General features: G+C 32.7%; 19 protein-coding genes. 12 read left to right on the top strand and 7 right to left on the bottom strand.

The genetic code is table 11. The features are described 5' to 3' along the window. Positions 1-217: 217 nt before the first annotated feature. From G7035_RS19960 to G7035_RS19945, 4 genes are all read right to left on the bottom strand, one after another. On the bottom strand, positions 218-1,444 hold the full coding sequence (locus tag G7035_RS19960; RefSeq protein ID WP_029515082.1) for a hypothetical protein: 1,227 nt from the start codon (positions 1,442-1,444) through the stop codon (positions 218-220). Next, on the bottom strand, positions 1,441-1,599 hold the full coding sequence (locus G7035_RS19955) for a hypothetical protein (RefSeq protein WP_019687723.1): 159 nt from the start codon (positions 1,597-1,599) through the stop codon (positions 1,441-1,443). The genes G7035_RS19960 and G7035_RS19955 overlap by 4 nt, the downstream gene beginning before the upstream one ends. 557 nt (positions 1,600-2,156) lie before the next feature. Beyond that, the gene (locus G7035_RS19950) at positions 2,157-2,306 is read right to left on the bottom strand and encodes a hypothetical protein (RefSeq protein ID WP_019687725.1); all 150 of its coding nucleotides are present in this window, start codon (positions 2,304-2,306) and stop codon (positions 2,157-2,159) included. A 25-nt stretch (positions 2,307-2,331) separates the two neighbouring features. Next, the gene (locus G7035_RS19945; RefSeq protein WP_019687726.1) at positions 2,332-2,964 is read right to left on the bottom strand and encodes a hypothetical protein; all 633 of its coding nucleotides are present in this window, start codon (positions 2,962-2,964) and stop codon (positions 2,332-2,334) included. A 131-nt stretch (positions 2,965-3,095) separates the two neighbouring features. Between G7035_RS19945 and G7035_RS19940 the strand changes: the two genes are divergently transcribed. Beyond that, positions 3,096-3,314 (top strand): helix-turn-helix domain-containing protein, encoded by a 219-nt coding sequence (locus G7035_RS19940; RefSeq protein WP_019687727.1) that lies wholly within the window; start codon positions 3,096-3,098, stop codon positions 3,312-3,314. A 358-nt stretch (positions 3,315-3,672) separates the two neighbouring features. On the opposite strand, the gene G7035_RS19935 is transcribed toward G7035_RS19940, so the two are convergent. The 3 genes from G7035_RS19935 to G7035_RS19925 form a co-directional block, all read right to left on the bottom strand. Then, positions 3,673-3,873, bottom strand: coding sequence for a hypothetical protein (locus G7035_RS19935; RefSeq protein ID WP_019687729.1), 201 nt, complete (start codon positions 3,871-3,873; stop codon positions 3,673-3,675). A 1,268-nt stretch (positions 3,874-5,141) separates the two neighbouring features. Then, the gene (locus G7035_RS19930; protein WP_019687730.1) at positions 5,142-5,819 is read right to left on the bottom strand and encodes a helix-turn-helix domain-containing protein; all 678 of its coding nucleotides are present in this window, start codon (positions 5,817-5,819) and stop codon (positions 5,142-5,144) included. Positions 5,820-5,866: 47 nt separating this feature from the next. Further along, the gene (locus G7035_RS19925; protein WP_019687731.1) at positions 5,867-6,922 is read right to left on the bottom strand and encodes a tyrosine-type recombinase/integrase; all 1,056 of its coding nucleotides are present in this window, start codon (positions 6,920-6,922) and stop codon (positions 5,867-5,869) included. 168 nt (positions 6,923-7,090) lie between these two features. Here G7035_RS19925 and G7035_RS19920 point away from each other — a divergent pair, with 168 nt between their 5' ends. The 11 genes from G7035_RS19920 (at position 7,091) to G7035_RS19870 (ending at position 18,892) form a co-directional block, all read left to right on the top strand. Next, positions 7,091-7,312 carry a hypothetical protein gene (locus G7035_RS19920; protein ID WP_019687732.1) on the top strand — a complete coding sequence of 74 codons (222 nt, stop codon included), beginning with the start codon at positions 7,091-7,093 and terminating at the stop codon, positions 7,310-7,312. Between the two features lie 42 nt (positions 7,313-7,354). Beyond that, positions 7,355-8,641, top strand: coding sequence for a competence protein CoiA family protein (locus G7035_RS19915; protein ID WP_019687733.1), 1,287 nt, complete (start codon positions 7,355-7,357; stop codon positions 8,639-8,641). Next, complete coding sequence (locus tag G7035_RS19910; protein ID WP_029515085.1) at positions 8,634-11,408, top strand: hypothetical protein; 2,775 nt, start codon at positions 8,634-8,636, stop codon at positions 11,406-11,408. Before G7035_RS19915 ends, G7035_RS19910 begins: the two co-directional genes overlap by 8 nt. Further along, positions 11,401-12,213: a hypothetical protein gene (locus G7035_RS19905; protein WP_019687735.1), complete on the top strand. Its 813-nt coding sequence runs from the start codon at positions 11,401-11,403 to the stop codon at positions 12,211-12,213. The genes G7035_RS19910 and G7035_RS19905 overlap by 8 nt, the downstream gene beginning before the upstream one ends. Positions 12,214-12,352: 139 nt before the next feature. After that, positions 12,353-12,628, top strand: a complete 276-nt coding sequence (locus G7035_RS19900) for an HU family DNA-binding protein (protein ID WP_019687736.1) — start codon at positions 12,353-12,355, stop codon at positions 12,626-12,628. Between the two features lie 324 nt (positions 12,629-12,952). Continuing rightward, positions 12,953-13,123: a hypothetical protein gene (locus G7035_RS19895; protein ID WP_019687737.1), complete on the top strand. Its 171-nt coding sequence runs from the start codon at positions 12,953-12,955 to the stop codon at positions 13,121-13,123. A 4-nt stretch (positions 13,124-13,127) separates the two neighbouring features. Beyond that, a complete protein-coding gene (locus G7035_RS19890) occupies positions 13,128-14,315 on the top strand; it encodes a hypothetical protein (protein WP_019687738.1) in 1,188 nt (395 codons plus the stop codon). Between the two features lie 27 nt (positions 14,316-14,342). Further along, the gene (locus tag G7035_RS19885) at positions 14,343-14,600 is read left to right on the top strand and encodes a hypothetical protein (RefSeq protein WP_019687739.1); all 258 of its coding nucleotides are present in this window, start codon (positions 14,343-14,345) and stop codon (positions 14,598-14,600) included. Between the two features lie 128 nt (positions 14,601-14,728). Continuing rightward, positions 14,729-15,568 carry a hypothetical protein gene (locus G7035_RS19880; RefSeq protein WP_182096027.1) on the top strand — a complete coding sequence of 280 codons (840 nt, stop codon included), beginning with the start codon at positions 14,729-14,731 and terminating at the stop codon, positions 15,566-15,568. A gap of 9 nt (positions 15,569-15,577) precedes the next feature. After that, positions 15,578-17,320, top strand: a complete 1,743-nt coding sequence (locus tag G7035_RS19875; RefSeq protein ID WP_019687741.1) for a terminase large subunit domain-containing protein — start codon at positions 15,578-15,580, stop codon at positions 17,318-17,320. Between the two features lie 24 nt (positions 17,321-17,344). Next, the gene (locus G7035_RS19870) at positions 17,345-18,892 is read left to right on the top strand and encodes a hypothetical protein (protein ID WP_019687742.1); all 1,548 of its coding nucleotides are present in this window, start codon (positions 17,345-17,347) and stop codon (positions 18,890-18,892) included. The last annotated feature ends 10 nt before the right edge of the window (positions 18,893-18,902 follow it).

The following is an 18,902-nucleotide window of genomic DNA, read 5'->3' as shown; positions in this document are numbered from 1 at the left end:
AGGAGCAAAGGGGTGAATTGCTGAAAGCAAGAGGGGAAACGGTGACAAGCAATACTACTATGTAGCGTAGCGGAATAGTTTTATTGCCACTGAGTTTCCCTTATTAATTATCTATCTTATATTATATAATTATATACCTTTGCTTCTAACACTTACGCTAAAAAAATCCAGTGTTTATATGTATTATTTTTATCGTTTATTACTTTTGAGGTAATACTCATATCTCATCATCAAGCCATTGATTCAATAAACTTCTCATTCTTTGTGAAGGAATATATAAATTAATTTCTTCATTGTTCCTAATCGCACTTCTCCATATCCACTGTACCAATTCAGATAACGCAAATAGTTCTTGATTGATTTTAATATTCTTAGTATGGAAATAGCTTTCTATTAGTGGACTTGCAAATCTATTGACTGCATAAGCCAAAACCTTTTTATGACAGTATTTATTTGTACTTCTCTCTGTTACTGAGACATAGCCCTTTGTATATCCTTTTCCACTTATCTTTGATTTATAATCTTTAAAAGTTGTCCACATATTATCATTAGACTTAGATTGCATGATATTGTTGAAGTAGTTTAATGTATTATTTTTCAATTGTTTATGTAGGTGCGTCTTTTTGCTATACCATGATTTAGACAAAGAATAGTGTTCATCGCCTATTTTATTTAAAGTGCCTTCGTAAATGAACATATTCCTTTTGATTGCTTCTTTGATTTTTGTATCATCATTGTTGATCTCTTGAGAAAACATATACAGATCGTTTTCAACTTTCACATTATAGTATTCATACTCAATACCATGAATATCAAAATAGTATTTTTGTAACTGAGCGCTAAATAAATATGTTAGTATGTATGATTCTTTGAATAACTTAAATATGTCTGGTGGGAAATTCCACAACAATATGACTCCATTATGCATTATTAGATTATTGTTTAACGCATATCTTCTCACTGTTTGGAATTTCCCATTGTATACACCCTGTAATGACTCTTTTTTGGTATCCCACTGTATTAATCCATTTTCATCTTGCTTCATCCATTCTTTTAGTAGCATCTTTGTATCATCTGGAGAAACCTTTAACTCTTTAATTACTTCCAATGCTTCGTCAAGAATTAATGTGTAACCCTCGTTGTAAATCAATTCTCTAGTTTCCTCTGTAGCCATTTTAAATAATGCATGTGTTGTGGCTATATTTTTACCTTCTGATAGTAATTTGTGTAGGGAATCCAATTTAAAAAATATCTCTCCGTCCATTGTGAATACCTTTGGTTCATAAAATTTACGCTGCGTACAAGTATTTTTGATTCTTGCTATTTCATCTAAGTATGGAGTGATATAGATATATTTGTCATCATCAATTTTATTCATCATTTGAATTGCTGATGTCGTTTTCCCTGAACCCATAATTGAATCAACAACTTTAATCTTTGTTATGGCTTATCAACCTTTCTTAACTTAATCAATCCTGTAGTAAGTGAATACAATCCCACAAATGAAACAATGCTTATTGACCACCAATTAGGCATGAATGACGCAAGCACAAACATGAGAATAGCAATAGATAGCCTTGTGGCTGCTTCAGATTTCATATTTTATTGTCCTCCTTCTTTTGTTTATTGACTATAGGCAACACATTATAATAAAATGTAAGGGATAAGAGTAGGACGGTGTTAGTTTCCGTCCTTGGATTGTCTTCAAGTTTAGCGACTTGGTTTAGCGCTTACGTCTGTTGCGAGACGTGGGTGCTTTTTTCTTTTTCCGTTTCTTCTTTCTTGATGCTATGTATTCGGTAATGTCCTTATACACAAGTCGTAAGAAAGTTAGAATGGATATGATGACTGCTGTTTTCTGCCAGTTGTCCAAGTAGTTTCACCTCCCTCCCTTACTTATATAATTATATCATACTTCATACTCTATGTACATTATTTCATTATATTTATTTATTTAGGCAATATAAAATATATCCCTATTGGACGGTTTGGTTATGTTTTGTAATGTGCAAGTGGTATTTATTACCTTTTGTTTCACGTGGAACATTTCATTATATTCATGTGTTAGTATTTAATCTTTATTATCACAATTAGCCAAAACAATATGCTAGTTAGAATAGTTACCTTGTCTTTAATCTTCCACGAGTTCATAATATTCATCCTTTCAGGTGAATGTAGACATACTTGCCGTGATAATCTACCCTATCCATTTGGAAAGCTGTAGATAGTTCAAGAATATCCATATCAGTACCTAGTGTATGTATGATTGTTGAACCGTTTTGTTTGACTACTCTTATGTGCTTCATGTGTATACTCCTCCTTTTTGGTTACTTAGAAAATTAATATAGGCTCTTTTTTAATAGAAGTAGTTGTACTTTGATAACTAACATATTCACCCATATCATTTATTCCTGTGTCAATCCAACCGTCGTAAATTCTCAATTCGGAATCTTTTTCATAGGTATGCTTGTATAATGTTCTTGAACGTTTAGGTTTATGGATAACGATTAATTTATTATTTTCTTCTTTTGTTTCCCTTATAGTTGTCTGCATTTCATAAGGAAATCCCATACTATTGAAAGCTGTGATTGTTGCTTTAGTGTTTTCTAATACCTTTGTCTTTTCGTCGCTTTGATTAATTATTTTGTAATATGTCTCTCTTGAAATGTAATAAGTGACTTCTTTATTGACATATTGTAATGTTAATTCAATTAGTACGTTGCTAGTGTTGTAGCAGTCTGTATTCATCACTTTTATCCAAAACGATATACCTTCTATTGATAAGTCTAATAAATCATTATAAGAAATTTCTTCTTTGTCCTTAATTGATTGATACGTTGATAAATGTTTGTTGATGTCTCTTTGCCATTCATTGTTTGACAATTCGCCCTGCTGAGAATCAGTATTCACATAAATCATTTGGTATCCATCACGGTTAATACATTTATCGGTTATGTTTATCATTATGTATCGTCTCCTTTTGTGTTCCTTTTGATATCTTCATTATACAGTATTGTATATTCATTAGTCAATAGTATATCAATAATTTATTCAATATTGTATACTATAATAACCACGTTAAAGGAGATATTATAATGCTCAAATACAAAGGTAAGCTAAGAGAAATAATCAAAGAGAAAGACATAAAACAATCTCAATTAGCAGTAGATGCAGGAGTTCCACAGCCTTATATATCGCGGTTCGATAAGTCAGAGCAGCATAATATAAATAATTTGTTTGCAGTGGCTAAAGCATTAGGAATAAGCGTAGAAGAGTTATTTACAGCTGAGGAATCAGATGAAGATGGCGAATAAGTAGATCGCTTGTATGATCCTAAATAGCACAAAAAGAGCCTAGACATAAATCATCTAGGCTCGTATAAATCTATTAGTTTCTATTAGTTACTTTCTCATTGAAGCTACAAAGGTAATTACACTTATGAAAATGAACGCATAAGGAATAAAGCTGGGTAATGATGTATTGTTAATACCTAATAAGACACATCCAATTATAAATACAATGACCGATAATGTACGCGTCAACATTGCTTTAGAGTTGGTCATACATAAGTCTCCTTTCATACTTGATGCCGTATCATAACAAACTTAATGTTATTGTAGCCTAGTGATTAAAAGGAGTCAATCGACCCCTTTAACCTAGACAGGATATGTATTATGCCTGATTGTCACGTTCTAGCTTGTCATTTTCTAGTTTAAGTCTTCTTGTCTCCTCCTTTATTTTTTCTGTTTCAGCTTTAACCTTTTCAGTGTCAGCAATTTTTCTAGCCTTATCAGGGAAGAAGTTCATCGCCAATATTGTTGTGGTTAAAGCAGCTCCAACCGTTGCAAGTATTTTACTTATTGTTTCTATCATTGTTATCACCTCCTTACATATATTATTATAACACATTTCATTATTTTTGTGTATATAAATTTGATAAATAGAGGAAAAATATTGAGGGAAAATGATGAGATGAGTTATAGATATAGATATAGATATAGGCTATGAGGTGAGATGAATATATAGATATAATAGATTGATTAAAGTTGATTGATAGTTTGTATATATGAGTCTTATCTTGCGCTAATTCCGTTACAACTCGATTAAGGTGTTGTGTAGGTGCTATCCCCTATTGGTTATAGAGTTTGAAAATTCAAATTTAAAATCAGAATCCAAGTGTTTTTTGAAAATAATTTCCATATTTATAAACTGGTAGAGTATGGATATAGTTAGTCAATGCTTGATTGATGGATACTTCTAAATGCGCTACAACTATGGTTTTACCTCATTTAGAATAGAGTAGTGGGGGGTAGTTTACATCCAGAGAGCACCTATTTTTTACAAATATGCCCCTAGCACTTCAACTCTCACGCTCAGTTTATTTTTTTAACTGATCATTTTCATTTATTACATCTTTGTAACTATTACATCATATTTTCAACTCATCTCAATCGTAACTTGAATCGTCAAACTCCTTATCTCTCCTATATTTTATCTCTCATTACAACTTTGTAACTACGCCCTTTTTGATCATTTTTATCTCTCCTGCATCAAATTATCCTTTTACTGTCTATACTTTTACGATTCAATAGCCCCAAAACCAATCCAATATCCCCCACAACCCCTTATAACATATATGTTTTTCATCCATTTACTCTCAATTTACGATTCAACTTTTTTTCATCGCGATTGAGATCTCCTCGGGGGTAATTTAACATCAAACGACAGTAAGATCCAACCATCCATATGATCATATATTTAATAGCACATACATTATCAACTTTTACTTACACATACATACCCTATTAAACTGTTTGAATCTATTGTTCTAATATTTTTAAATTTTCAATTTTAACAGAACACAAAAAAAGACAGCCACAATCGACTGTCCTATAATTCAACTTATTTAATAAAATTATTGTCAAGCTAACCACAACAAAAAACAACGACAGAGAGTTGGATGCGCGTTAGCGAAGACATACTCTAAATACTGTATATACATATCTAATATCTATATATCTATTACTAACTTACTAGCCCCCAATTTCTCCAGGACATTTTGGGAGTGGTTCTTGGATTATTTGGGAGTGGATGTTGGATAAATTGGGAGTGGTTCTTGGATAAATTGGGACTAGGTGTATTTATAAGGTTTCTAGCCTATCGTAATTCAAATAGTAATGGTTGTTATACTTATTGAATAATAGCTTACCCTCATCATCATATTGGTAACTGGTATGTATTGCATTCTTTTCAATGCTAAGTATCCCTTTTTCCTCTAGTTGCTTTGTATACTTAGGAATTGTGTTCTTGCTCATATTCAATTCTCTAGTCATGGTTGTTTCAATCCCCGGATAACAATACATCTTCTTACTATTCGTATGATTTATATAACTTTTTAAATAATATAATATTCTTACTTCTTTTCTGTCTAACTTTCGATCTCTCATGGCATATAAAACATTTATGGGTAATTGAGTAAAGTATTCCGTCTCTTCTTTGCTGATAGAGGTCAAAAACTTATCCTTGTTCAAGGTAAGTAAGATGGGCTTATTTTGTTTTAACTCTTCAACTTCTTTCAGTAAATACCTCAGATTGTACAGTTCTTTGAATATAGTCTTTATCGTTTTATTATCTGAGATACAAAGATAATCTTTTACTTCTGTAGTAAATACTTCGAACTCAAACTTGTTCCCTGTCTTCCAATATAAATACTTCAGGTAAAATACAAATGCAAATCCATTTACGCTCAAGTTAGGATCTCTTACTACATCATTTCTAATGAGAATGGTTTGTTTAACCGCTTTTTTGTTTTCATTCATATTTGTCTTCCATCATTTACACAGATAAGTATTTTAATCTTATCTGCCTACCTTTCCTCCTTTTTATTAATTAATTTTTTAGCTTCTCTTTGCAGTATAATTTTAATGGATTCACTTTGCTTATTAATGATTTGCAGCAATTCTTCTTTATTTAGTTTTTCTAAGATATTTTCATCAATATCTTCTAACATCCGAATGCCTGCCATATTGGCATAGTCTTTATCGTCAGACATATAGTGTTTTAGTGAAGCATAGTTTGAATGTCCAAGTTGACTTCTAATCTCCTCAATGTCTCCACCAGTCTCTTTTATGTAGTTTGCCGCTACATTTCTAAAACTGTGGAAAACTATGTTTCTATCCTCAGAGATATTCATTTCAGCTCTTAAATTTTTCATCATCGCTAAGATTGTATTATCTGACAAATGGAATACATAGTTGTCATTATATTTTTTATAGTACGCCTGCTCCTTTATTTTTAACATCTCATTGTATAAGTCAGGAGATAGTGGACGAGAATGCTTTTTATTTCCTTTGCCAATAATCTTTACAATATAGTTTTGACTATTTGGATCTATACTTATGTCTGACCATTTAATATGTAGCAAACTTGATTTTCTGAAGCTCGTTGTATACGCTACCCTTATTAGTGTTGCTTTTTCCTGCCCCTTTTTTTGTTTCATTGCCAATTTTGCCATTGTCTCAGCTTCTTTTACGGTTAGTTTGCCATAGCTCTCTCCATCGTCTGGGAGTTTGTCTAAGCGGACATCTTCTGCCTTTACGTTATATCTGTTTCGAGACAAATGTTCATACAGCTTAACGATTGGAGCTGCCAGTGCATTTACATAGTTATGACCATAATCATAATCATCCAATAAATGAGCCTGATACCTAATCATTTGTTCGTTTAAAATATCGAGATCTTCTTCTTTTAGCTCTTCTAAATTCTTATTTCTATACCACATAAAGAATCTGCGAATCGCAACTTCATAGTTATAACGCGTATGTGTACTTCTTCTTTCAACCTTCATTAGATATGCTGAAATACTTTCAAATACTCTGTTAGTATGCAACCCAACTACATTATTATTTAATGCTGCGTTCATGTTACGACCTCCATTCATCTTTATATCTATTATACATCATATCTTTATACAAGTAAATATAATGAAAATATTTATATTGTTGACGAGTTCGAATATGTCATGCTATATTGTTTGTACAGAGATTAATTGTCTCTGAAAATATAACTTGAGAGGAAAATATCATACATAATGAAAAAACAGAATAAAGGAAATCATTCAATTATTACTTGGGAGGATTTGTACTATGACGGATATGAGTTAGATTACTACGATGAGAGAGATGTATCACTAGATAGAGATATTGAAGAAGAAGACTATACATATATGGATGTCGAAGTAATTTGGTTAAAAAATGAAGCTGCTAAAAAATATCCTAGAGGTAATAAACAACCCATACATAGCAATGTATAGATTTAGAAAGTAAATATATTTTGTTGGAGGACTAAGTAATTGATGTATGACAATATCAAATTGTGGTTTGCTAGAAATCAGACAGGAAATACAATATGTATAGATGAAATAAACAATGGCAATCTTAATGAAAAATATTATTGTCCAATATGTGGCTCAGAATTAAAACCGAAAGCAACACATTCAGAAAAAGTATCTGCCCACTTTGCTCATTTCGACATTAGTAAATGCAATTCAGAGTCAATGGTTCATTGGTGGTTTAAGCATGAATTCATTAAACCCGGAGACACTTTTTATATAGTCACTGACAAAGAAACAAAATATGTTTGCGAAGAGATTTTCACAGAAGAAACACACAAAGTAGACAGCAGAAAATACAGACCAGATGTGACAATTAAAACAGAGTGTGGAAATACCATATTTTTCGAGATTTACTGCACCAATAAAAAGAGTATTAGAGATTATTTCGATCTATGGACATCACTTTCATCAATAGTTGTGGAAATTGACACAAAAAACTTGTTACAAAGAGATATGAAATTTAAAGCATTGTTCTATAGTGGAAAGTGTTTTAATGTTAAGAGAAATGATACATACTATCATACAATAGGTAGTTACAAAGAAGAATTGATGCTATCACAGAATAATAATACTCACCTAAAAGAAAGAGTGCGTAAACTTGATTGGTTCTGGGATGATGTAATCAAGTACAAAAATAATAAAATTGATATCGAACAGATAGCGAATACTATTGACTCTATTGAAAATACTGATAAACATATTGTTATGAAAGTTTTGAAAAAATCAATGTGTGCGAATTTGTACCAAGACTATAAAAATTTTATGAGTCTAAATGAGTCAGCCATCTTTACAGAGAGACTTGGTGGTTCTCATTCACTCAATCATTTAACGAACAGAATTCAACTTATTCTAGAACCTTTGATAGAAAACATCGAAGTTAAATTAATAAGTAAAAATCATTATTCACATCGTAGTTATTATAATGGCTCAAGAAAGCATCCTTATAAATACAGAAAAGAATTCTCGCATTACACATATTGTTTAATTATTAGACGTACAAATAAGACACTGCGTAAGATTGAAATAACAAATAAAATTTTGAACATGGCAGAAGCCCAATTAAAAATATTTTGCGAAGATATTAGGGCTTCGTTAAAAGATAGAAAGGTTAAACATGTCTGTATTAACTGTAAAAAGGGATATTTATTATCCTATTCTGAAATGCAAAGCTACCTAAGAAAAGAATTAAATATCCCTAAAAGATGTAAGACATGTAGATTGAAAAGGAGGAAAACTATTGTTGACTAATCGACAGTTTTATACAATGAAGTTTAAGTCATCTAGACTCAAAGAGTTCGACTATGATATTAACTTATCATTTGAAGAAGCAAAGTCGTTTGGGGAAATCATTGCTTTAGCCGATAATCAATTTTTAAGAAGCATTAGAGACATCAAAAGCAAAAAAGTCGATATAAAAAAACTAGAAGAACTATACGATGAACGAAATGCGTTGCGAAAATCAAATTCCCAGAGCAATTTAAAAAAAATTAAACAAATACAGTCTAAAATATACGATATGATGTTTATTCCTGAATACATAACCATTGAAATTGAACATACTAGTCATTATGACTACTTATTCCAAAATGGACTGCTTTTGAACGGTAAAAAATATGTGCGCCTATCAAGCTCGGCTGGGCAAGCAAGAGCATCAACTGTTGTTTTCTGTGAAGAAAAAATGAAGATAAAATTATGTGAAGTGCTAAATAATGGTCGTAACCCAGATGTGAAACTTGCCCCTTCTAAATTCAATGCCTACTTTGGTCTAGCTGGTTCAGCCACTAAGATAGTATCTACACCAAGATTTTGTGTCGTACCAGACTATCATAGCGAGACAAATATGTTTTACAACTATGCGACTGAAACAGCTTTAGATAAGGATGATACTATTGAAGTCAAAGAATTAGCACAGTTATTTAATCGTTTTGATGGTCAGGGATTAATTAGTTATGAAATGGCTGCGAAATGGGCTGGTGATTTAGGATTAGATTATGTACCTGCCCAATGGTGTATACGACAAAACTATATTAAGGGTATGCTCTGTACTTTTGACATTCATAAATTCTGTGAATCTGAGAATAATGGGAATTATATCGTTAAATCTTTATATAAGGATGTGAGCGGAAACGATATTTTTATAGATGTTAAAAATATCGATGTCATACTTTCAGAAAGTCAGTTTAAACTGTGGGACTCATTTCCGAGCTTAGAGTATTATCAGAACAATTGTGAAAAAAACAATTTAAAATGGGGAGTTTCCCTGTATACTCCAAAAGAAACAAAAGATATTCTGAGAATGAATTATCAGTTTCTACAAACTTTAAACTTGTCCAAACAAGATATTGAAGATATTTGCGAAAAATTTGTCAACTGGGTATCTGGTATAAGTTCTGATAATATATACTATACTCTTCTGTTTTTGTTGGGAATGAATCCAACAGAAAGCAAAATAAATAAATTTCTGGTAGGAAGCGACAAGTATTGGATTAAAAGTTTAATCCTTAACCATTCTTTGATTAATGATGATTTTATTAAAAAGAAAATTCATGAAATGATCAAAACTAAGATTAAAAACGCTTGTCTTGGTGAAATTATTGTTGATGGCAACTTTCAGACCCTAGTAAGTGATCCGTATGCGATGATGCAGCATGTTTGTGGACTAGAAGTAACAGGATTACTAAAGAAAAATGAATATTATTCGAATTATTGGAATGAAAAAAGAGTAAAAACTGTTGATTCCATGAGAGCGCCGCTCACATATCGCAGCGAACATCTTAAGCTGAAGTTAGTCGACAACAATAATCTTAATGATTGGTACAAACATTGCTATACGGGAGTTATCGTGAATGTCTTTGGCAAAGAAACGGTAAACTGGGCAGGTAGCGATTGGGACTACGATCAAATTGCAACAACAAGCAATGAAACCATTTTGAACAGTGTATATGAAGATGAATTGCCAATTACATATGATCCACCCAAACCAACCAAGATAAATTTCATCGACTTTGATTTGTATCAGTCTGACAAATTTTCTTTTGGTTCTCAGATTGGTTCCATTACAAATAAGAGTACTTCTGCCTACGCTCTTCTTCCTATGTTCGATGTAGGCTCTGCTGAATATGAATTGACTATGAATAGACTAAAAATGTGTACAAAATTACAGTCTGCACAGATTGATAAAGCTAAAATAGGTCGAAATGTAAAGGGAATCCCAAAAAATTGGACTACTTATCAAAAGATAGATAATGAAGATTCTCCAGAACTAAAAGAAGAAAAAGAACTCTTGAATCGCTCATTACTTGATAAACATCCATATTTCTTTATTTACCTATATAGAGACACAAAAAAGAAATATAAAAAATACGTTGAAGGCAAAAATCTTGAGTGCCAACATAAACTCGATTTAACATTAAAGGATCTAATTAATAAACCCAGAAAAAACACTGATGAGCGTAATTTCCTCAAAGAGTACTATAAACAATCACCAGTGATTGAATCTGATTGCGTAATGAACAACGTTTGCAAATACATAGAGTCTATTGATTTTTCTATCAAAGAAAAAATACATACTTATGATTTAGAAGTGAAAAACCATCTTAAATCAGATAAGGTGCATTGGAACGAACTAACATTTAAAAAGGTTGCTCGTAATATTAAGAGATATAACAGAAAAGTCAGCGACTCCGGTAATTTGAATATGCATTCAGTTGGAATGAATAATAAATATGACTCTTATACAGATAATCAAAGAAGCATTCAATTAGATTATCTAAAAGACATAATGGACGATATTTGCACTAATCATGAAGAGTTGGTTAACTATCTGATAGAACTTGCATATTCAGATAAACCGAAAATGAAAAAAAATTTACTATGGGAGCTATACGGCAATATTTTATTTAATAACGTCAAAAGAAAATCAAAAAACATAGTGTATTTCCCCTTCCCTTCTGCACATGGGAATATTGAGTATTTGAATAAAAAATATGAATTACGGGAGGTTAATCTTGATTAATTATAGATACAATGAGACAAAATATGCTTTAAAGCTATTAGAAAATGGATTTATTACAAAATATCATGTGTATGAATTGAAGATCTTAGCGAAGTTTTTTAAAGCGAAAGGATTTAAACCTAAACAGAGAAAAGAATTGATTTATGAGTTTTGTCAGAAATATATTGAAGGCTTCAATCAGGTACTCTACTTTAGGGCTATAAACTCAGTATTGAACTATGCAGTGAAAAAAGAAAATAAGTTAATCGATATTGACAGAATTAGCGTATCAAGATCAGAGATTGATTACATTATCGGTGCAGAGCTTACTTTGAATGAAAAGAAAGTACTGTTTACCTTATTGACGATGAATAAGATTAATAAACAGATCAGTAACACTATGTTCGGTAAAGAGTCAAGTCACAATAAGTTTGGTGGTAGTAGAACTCAATTTAGAGAATTATATAAGGCGGCGAAAATTAATGGCAAGTCCAATATCAATGAGATAATTCATGACCTTTATAAAAAAAATCATTTAAATATTGAAACTGGATATCGAAAAGATAACGGCAAAGTACAACTGAGTTTTATCGATAAGATAGAGCGTGATGATCAGGTAGCAATTATTATTAATACATATGATAATATTGGTTATTACTTTGACCAGTTTATTGGGGATAGTAAGGTCATAAATTGTAAATGCTGTGGTACGTTGATACATATTACATCAAACAGAAAAAAATATTGTGTTGATTGCTTTAGTAAAATCAGAGAAACACAAAACAGAAATAAGTCTTTGAGATACTATTATAAAAATAAAAGTTAATACTTTACCATTTAGAAAACATCAAAAAATCCATGGTACATAAGGGTTTTCTGTATAAATTAAATTTTTTATATAGTGATAGAATAGACAGAAAATATCTTTCTATCACAAAAAACAAAACTAAGGGAGATTATATATTATGAATAAAACAGATTTGGTAAAAGCGACGACAGAAACTACGGGTTACACAAAGAAAGATGTTGAAGCGGTAGTAGACGCAGCTCTAGAAACAATTGTAACTGCTCTAAAAAATGGAGATAAAGTTAAATTGGCTGGCTTTGGTAACTTCGAGGTTCGTGAACGTTCCGCACGTAAAGGACGTAACCCGCAAACAGGAGAAGAAATCGATATCCCTGCTACAAAAGTTCCAGCATTCAAACCAGCTCCAGCGTTCAAAGAGCAAGTAAAGCAGTAATTTTATAAAGTTTACATACATATTAGAACCATTTGTGGTTCGCACAAGTTAGATATAAGCCAATGAAGTGGGAAAGGTTCCCGGCGCGCTTGCTTATAGCAAGTTACCAGAAATCAGGATACGCCGCCCTGCATTGACTCAATTCTTAACTAAGCCCTGAACAAGGGAACCTGCAAGATGAAACATGGCAGACTAACGACTGAAGAAGTTAAACAGTAAATACTTGAGGGGTTAATCTCCCCTCCATCTTACCCTAATCGGGTAAGCTACAAAAAAGCAGATAGATTAGATCAAAAAAACACATAATATAGGGAGCATATATATATGGAATCGAATAAAGAGAAATTGGTTGGCTTGAATGGAATTCGAGAAGCAGCCTTTGGACTATACCCTAATGCCTCTAAGATCACCATTACAATTGATGGTGAAAAAATCAAAGTTGCTCCGATTGAGGACTATGAAATTCCAGTTGGACTAGAAATTGAAGAGGAGTAAATGAATGACTTCTCTTCAATCATTAGATAACGAGACATACGAGGAATACCTTATACGGATTGGCTCCAGCAAAGAAGAGTTGGGTTTATCTTGGAGTAAAATTGCGACACTTATGAATGAATATCTCAATGAGGACTTCACGGAGTCTAAATATCGCAAAGAGTTCCACTTGCTTACTCGTGGCATCTCAATTGGCGTGAAAAAGTCGTCAACTGATGAGTACAGGCGCGAAATTGAAGATAAAACTATTGAATTACAAAAGCAAAAATATCAGTTTCAAGATCAAAAACGCGAATTCAATAATAAAATCAAAATGATTGCTAAGTTTGAACACTTAAAAGATGAAATTTCAACTAGCATTAAGCAACTTGAAAAAGTTAAGCCTCTCCCCTACTCTCCTGCCAAGGAAAGTCCCTCTTATATTCGCGCAAACGTCCTTTTTTCAGACTTTCACTACGGACAAGAATCGGACAACTCTTTAAACAAATACAATCCACGTGTGTTTGATAAAAGATTTAATCATCTTGTATCCAAAACGATTTATTATTGTCAGAAACACAATGTTGACGAATTAACAATAGCTTCAATTGGAGATCAAATCGCAGGATTTATCCATCTTACTTCAAGAATTGAACAGAGTGAAGATGTCATCTCTCAAACTCAATACATATCAGAGCGATTGTCTGAAGCCGTTGCAGAGATTGCTAAGTTTGTACCAAAGGTAAGAGTCATAAACCTAATTGGCAATCATAGTCGGACTTTTCAAAGTAAAAACGAAGCTATATTAAAAGAAAACTTTGAAAATATCATTCCTTGGTATATGGAAACTCGCCTTAGAGAATTCGATAATATTGAACTATTAAAAGGCGAAGATGGTTATTTTATCGATGAATCATTTAAAAAGCCTCACATATATGTGCATGGCGATTTAGACCATGTAACGACCTCAGCCCGACAATTACCTCAATTCCTTGGCGTAATACCTCAATACATCTTCCAAGGCCATATTCATCATGATACTGTTAAAGATTTCGGTAGAACAACGGTAGTTTCTAATGGCAGTCTTTGCGGCGTAGATTCTTATGCCGTCAGTAAACGTATGTATTCGGATGCAATGCAAAAGATGCATATTTTTGATGTGGACGGACGAATTGAATACAAAATAGATATCAATTTACAAGAAGTAAAATAAAATTTATACATATTATTGGAGGAAATAATGTACGCATATTTAGATAAATATCAAATTTTGCATGTAGTTAATGAGAAAGAGCTAGCTGAACAATACGCACTAAACAAGAAAATTGTTGAAGTAGATATCGAAGAAGAACACGGATACCCAGTGATTAATAAACAAGCGGTTGTTTACTACGCTGAAGATGGAGCAGCATTTATTTATGGCAACCGAACTGACAAACGAGCAAAACAGATTATTACACCTGAAGAAATTACGAAGATTGTGAACAAATTGAAATAACTAAGAGCTGAGGAATACATAAATCAAATGCCTGAGTACTATCAGGCTTTTTATTATTTGTTTCTCATTGGGAGACCTTCCGTCTTTAAACAGGCTGCTCCCTCCTACCCCATGCTTTTTATTATCAAATGGGAATTTTATTGTTTTTTCTATGTAAAGAAGGTGAAATATTGGCTGATACAAAAAAAGAATCGCCATCTTCTAAAAAAATAACTTGTCTAACATGCCGTAAGACAAAAGTTGCAACATCTTTTTATGTGAATTCTAATCCATTGTTCATTACTGAAAAATTTGAAATATGTAAGTCATGTATGAATGAATACATAGGCGAAAAAGATGCTAATTACCTGAACAGAGTTGTTAGTGTTTTGGCAATGATGGATAAGCCTTTTATTGAAGATTTATGGATTTCTCGTGGAGAGGAATGGTCAAGGTATATTCCACAACTCTCGTCTTTTCCCAAGTACAAAGATATGAAATTTTCCGACAGCGACAATTATTTTATCCAGAGTAATACAGATGCAAACGAAGCTGAATATATAGATGAAGCACGTCATTACAATAAGAAGTGGATGGGAGAATACACCGCTTCCGACATTGACTATCTTGAGGAATACTATACTGGATTAGATAGAGATTTTAAAATAGTTACAACTAATCACAAGGACTACGCTAAGAAGATATGCAAAGCAAGCTTACATATGGATAAGTGCTTTCAAGATGTATTGAATGGCGTTTCTGGAGCCGATTCTAAGTACAAATCTGCAAGAGAGACATTTGATACTTTATCAAAATCAGCCCAGTTCTCTGAATCGCAAAGAGGACAAAATGATGTAGGTCTAGGGTGCTTTGGAGTAACGTTTGATCAGGTTGAGCAGAGAAAATGGGTACCAAAACACATTCCTATGGATAAAGATAGTATTGATAAGATGATAGATCAATTTGCATCTATCAAAGAATCGGTTTAGGTGAAATAAATGGCATTCAAAAATTATAGTAAGAAAAGTAGAAATAAAAATGATGGAAATTCAGATAACTTTGAGAACTCAATAAGTTATGATCCAATAAAGAGAGAATCTATTGATTATGAGAATTGGGAAACATACATAGCATATTATCGACATCATATAGATGAGTTTGCTGTAAACGTATTAGGACTAAAGCTATATCCGTTTCAAAGGTTAATACTTAGAGCAATGGCTAGATATCAATACTCTATGCTGATTTGTTGTCGCGGTATCGGTAAAAGTTGGTTAAGTGCTGTATTTTTTATATGTGCTGCCATTCTGTATCCGGGTATTAAACTAGGGATAGCTTCAGGCAAAGGACAGCAAGCTAGAAATGTAATTATTCAAAAAATCAAAGGTGAACTAGCAAAACACGAAGATATTGCAAGAGAAATAAACTTCCCGATTAAAACAGGTTCTGACGACTGCGTTGTTAATTTTAAAAATGGCAGTGAAATTCGAGCCATTGTTTTGGGTAATGGACAAAGCGGTGATTCTGCTCGTTCATGGCGTTTTCATTATTTGCTTTGTGATGAAGCTAGAATTATCCCCGATGATATTATAGAAACAATTTTGATCCCGATGACTAAAACTAAACGACCTATCGCTATCACTCACAGTGAATATGAAAAAGGTAAAGTTATCTTTATTTCATCTGCATATTTAAAAACGTCCAGTCTATACAAAAGATTTATGCATCATTATAAAAAAATGGTCAGTGGAGATCCAAACTATTTTGTATGTACTCTCCCCTATCAGGTTGGTGTAGATGCAGGAATATTCGATGAAGATGATATTCTTAGCGAACTAGAAAAACCAACGATGAATAAAGAAAAATTTGATTATGAATACAGGGGAGTTTTTGTTGGCTCAAGTGGCGAAAGTTATTATCCTTATGAATTAACACAAGAAGTTAGAACTTTAGAAAAATGTGAACTTGAACAACCGAAAAAATCAAAAAGTGAGTATATCATCGTCCATGACGTAGCAACAAGCACAGCATTAGATGCGGATCAGGCTGTTACAACAGTAATTAAACTAAAGCCAAAAGTAAATGGAACATTTACCAAAGAAGTTGTATATATGAAAGCTAATAAGGGTCTGACACTGCAAAAGCAAAGAGATTTTTTAAGGTATTTAGTACATATTAGATTCCCAAACACTATTAAGCTGGTGATTGACTCTAGAGGTAACGGTGAAAACCTGCCTCATTTGTTTTATGAAACTTGGGAATATGTAGATGAAAAAAATGGACAAAGATTTGAGTTTCCCCCACTCATTAAAGATGACGATCAAGACGCTTTTACACTTAAGAACTCAAATCCTCTCATAAGAGCTGTTACAGCTACAAATCAATACAATAATATTATGTACCCATATATGAAGAGTTGCTTTGAAGATGGTACGTTGAGACTATTGGTTCCGTCAGAACAAATGGACATTTTGTTTAAAACCGATGCAATGACTGCTGAAGAATTTGCTGTATATATTGAAACAGATCTATTACTACAGGAATTGAGTAATATTAAACAAATGGAAAGTAACGCTAAGAATATTATTTATGAAAGAATCGTAAATACCACGAAAAGGGATAGAGTTACAAGCTTAGGATATGGACTTCACTTTATTTATGAAATGGAAATGGATAATAAACTTAGAGCAAACCAAAATGACGAGTTTAATTATTTAGATTACCTATACATATCGCAATAAATCTATATAGAAAGGATGTGAACAATGACCAGAAAAAACAACAAGGATACGCCTAATGTAAATACAACTCCTCCCAAAATAGAAAATAGTGAAGATTATGCACTGCAATTTGCAAAAGCTCTCTCTAGTAGCTATCAAAGTGGTTCGCTATTTAGTCCACTATGGCAAAATGAATTGTTAAAGTCGTTAAATATGTCCCCTACTACATTTGATCGAAAAAAGATTGAAGAAATGATTAAAAATCCAAAAGCAAACGAAGATGCCTTAAAGGATTTAAGTCAGTATCTTTTTAATGTAGTAATGCAGTTTAATCGATTGGTTAACTACTATTCTACTATACCTACCTTCGACTCATTTATAGTTGCAACTAATGCCGATGAAGAAGATATGAAATCTACAGCTTTTAAAAAATCCAGACGTAAAGCAGTAGATATCGTAGAAAAACTATCGCCCAAGTCAACCTTTCCAAATATATTAAAAGGTGTAATCTTGGAAGATGCAAAATTCTATTATGTTCGTGAGTTTGGTGATTCAGTTGCTTTGCAAGAGATGCCATCAAAATACTGTAAGATCATCAATAAAACCGAATACGGATATCAATATGCTTTTAACATGTATTACTTTTTACAATCAGGTGTGAATATAAACGATTTCGCTCCTGAATTTAGTGAATATTACAGTGACTTTGCCAATGCTGGGAGCAGTAAAGATCGTTATGTCTATTGGCAACCTCTCGATCCTATAAAAGCTCCAGTGTTTAAATTTGATGAAACCAGAGCCGGACTAACCCCTCCTCTAATGGGGTTATTCTTAGATAGCGCTGAAATAGAACATTACAAAGGTTTGCTGAAAACAAAAACTGAGCTTGAAACTTGGAAGATAATTGTTGGGCAAATTCCAATGAAGAGTGACACTAAGGGAGCTTCGGTAGCTAATAACTTTGCTATTGATCCTAATGTTGCAGGTCAATATACTGCAATCCTCCAAGCTGGTGTTCCGAATGGAGTAAAAGTTGCTACAACCCCGTTTGAGTTAAAAACGGTTGATTTTAATCAATCACAAACTCAAAATAACATAGTTGGTTTTAGTCAGGATAATTTTTATCAAGCTGCTGGTTCAACTCCTATATTATTTGGTTCGGGGACTGTTAATGCTTCTGGTCTTCAAGCATCAATCAAAGTCGATGAAGGTTATGTAATTCATATGTATCGCCAGTTTGAGCGTTTTATCAACAGTTATCTAAAAAGCAAAACGGGAAAATATCGCCATAAAGTAGTCTTCCCTGATATAACAGTGTTCAACAGAGACGAAAAGTTCGAAAAGTACCTTAAAGCTGGACAGTTTGGATTTTCTAAAACATTGGTCTCTTTGGCTATGGGCATAAACCCTGAAGATATGCAAAGTCTGTTGGCTTATGAGAACAGTATTAGCCTTGTTGAAAAATACCTTGTTCCCCTTTCCAGTTCCCATGTGCAGAACGGTAATAAGGATAGCGGTCGCCCAAAAGTATCTGATAACGATCTTAGTGATGATGGTGCAAAGACAAGAGACTTAGATTTGAATAATCGTTAGACTCTTTTGA

Source organism: Paenibacillus polymyxa (assembly GCF_015710975.1).
Classification (GTDB): Bacteria; Bacillota; Bacilli; order Paenibacillales; family Paenibacillaceae; genus Paenibacillus; species Paenibacillus polymyxa.
This window is presented reverse-complemented; position numbering and strand designations above follow the sequence as displayed.

Coding starts and splice junctions, on each gene's coding strand:
- G7035_RS19955 (WP_019687723.1), bottom strand. CDS start 1,599: ATGAAATCTGAAGCAGCCACAAGGCTATCTATTGCTATTCTCATGTTT.
- G7035_RS19950 (WP_019687725.1), bottom strand. CDS start 2,306: ATGAAGCACATAAGAGTAGTCAAACAAAACGGTTCAACAATCATACAT.
- G7035_RS19945 (WP_019687726.1), bottom strand. CDS start 2,964: ATGATAAACATAACCGATAAATGTATTAACCGTGATGGATACCAAATG.
- G7035_RS19940 (WP_019687727.1), top strand. CDS start 3,096: ATGCTCAAATACAAAGGTAAGCTAAGAGAAATAATCAAAGAGAAAGAC.
- G7035_RS19935 (WP_019687729.1), bottom strand. CDS start 3,873: ATGATAGAAACAATAAGTAAAATACTTGCAACGGTTGGAGCTGCTTTA.
- G7035_RS19930 (WP_019687730.1), bottom strand. CDS start 5,819: ATGAATGAAAACAAAAAAGCGGTTAAACAAACCATTCTCATTAGAAAT.
- G7035_RS19925 (WP_019687731.1), bottom strand. CDS start 6,922: ATGAACGCAGCATTAAATAATAATGTAGTTGGGTTGCATACTAACAGA.
- G7035_RS19920 (WP_019687732.1), top strand. CDS start 7,091: ATGAAAAAACAGAATAAAGGAAATCATTCAATTATTACTTGGGAGGAT.
- G7035_RS19915 (WP_019687733.1), top strand. CDS start 7,355: ATGTATGACAATATCAAATTGTGGTTTGCTAGAAATCAGACAGGAAAT.
- G7035_RS19900 (WP_019687736.1), top strand. CDS start 12,353: ATGAATAAAACAGATTTGGTAAAAGCGACGACAGAAACTACGGGTTAC.
- G7035_RS19895 (WP_019687737.1), top strand. CDS start 12,953: ATGGAATCGAATAAAGAGAAATTGGTTGGCTTGAATGGAATTCGAGAA.
- G7035_RS19890 (WP_019687738.1), top strand. CDS start 13,128: ATGACTTCTCTTCAATCATTAGATAACGAGACATACGAGGAATACCTT.
- G7035_RS19885 (WP_019687739.1), top strand. CDS start 14,343: ATGTACGCATATTTAGATAAATATCAAATTTTGCATGTAGTTAATGAG.
- G7035_RS19880 (WP_182096027.1), top strand. CDS start 14,729: ATGGGAATTTTATTGTTTTTTCTATGTAAAGAAGGTGAAATATTGGCT.
- G7035_RS19875 (WP_019687741.1), top strand. CDS start 15,578: ATGGCATTCAAAAATTATAGTAAGAAAAGTAGAAATAAAAATGATGGA.
- G7035_RS19870 (WP_019687742.1), top strand. CDS start 17,345: ATGACCAGAAAAAACAACAAGGATACGCCTAATGTAAATACAACTCCT.